A 713-nucleotide genomic window follows, 5' to 3' on the forward strand; every position below is an offset into this window, starting at 1 on the left:
CACCCCAGCGGATGATACCCGCCAAAAACCCCCACCCCCAAACGTCCGAAAAAATGCCGAGCCACACCATCCGCCTGCATCGCGGCGACCTGCCGGCCGGGTATGAGCCGGGGGCGGCGATCGCCGTCGACACCGAGACGCTGGGGCTCAACCCGCATCGCGACCGGCTCTGCGTCGTGCAGGTCTCGAAGGGCGACGGCTCGGCCGACGTCGTGCAGATCCTTCGCGATGGGCCGGTGCCCGCGGTGCTGGCGGGCATCCTGGCCGATGCGGGGGTGCGGAAGATCTTCCACTATGCGCGGTTCGACCTCGCGGTGCTGTACCGGGCGCTCGGGGTGATGCCGGCGCCGGTCTACTGCACCAAGATCGCCTCGAAGCTCGCGCGCACCTACACCGACCGGCACGGGCTCAAGGACGTGGTCCGCGAATGCGTCGGGGTCGACCTGTCGAAGGCGCAGCAATCCTCCGACTGGGGCGCCGAGACGCTGACGCCGGCGCAGGTGGAGTACGCCGCCTCCGACGTGCTCCACCTCCACGCCGCGCGCGACCGCCTCGACCGGATGCTGGCGCGCGAGAACCGCACGGATCTCGCCGAGGCCTGCTTCGCCTTCCTGCCGACCCGCGCCCGGCTCGACCTCGACGGCTGGCCCGAGGTCGACATCTTCGCCCACACCTGAGCGGCGCCCGGCCCGCGGCGGCGGCCCGGCGGGGGC

Annotated in this window: 1 protein-coding gene; it reads left to right on the plus strand. The window is 72.1% G+C overall.

Going from position 1 to position 713, the window contains the following annotated elements:
- The first annotated feature begins 53 nt into the window (after window positions 1-53).
- Complete coding sequence (locus FV230_RS28965) at window positions 54-677, plus strand: ribonuclease D (protein ID WP_147730061.1); 624 nt, start codon at window positions 54-56, stop codon at window positions 675-677.
- Window positions 678-713 lie beyond the last annotated feature (36 nt).

Origin of the sequence: Methylobacterium sp. WL6 (assembly GCF_008040095.1) — a bacterium.
Classification (GTDB): domain Bacteria; phylum Pseudomonadota; class Alphaproteobacteria; order Rhizobiales; family Beijerinckiaceae; genus Methylobacterium.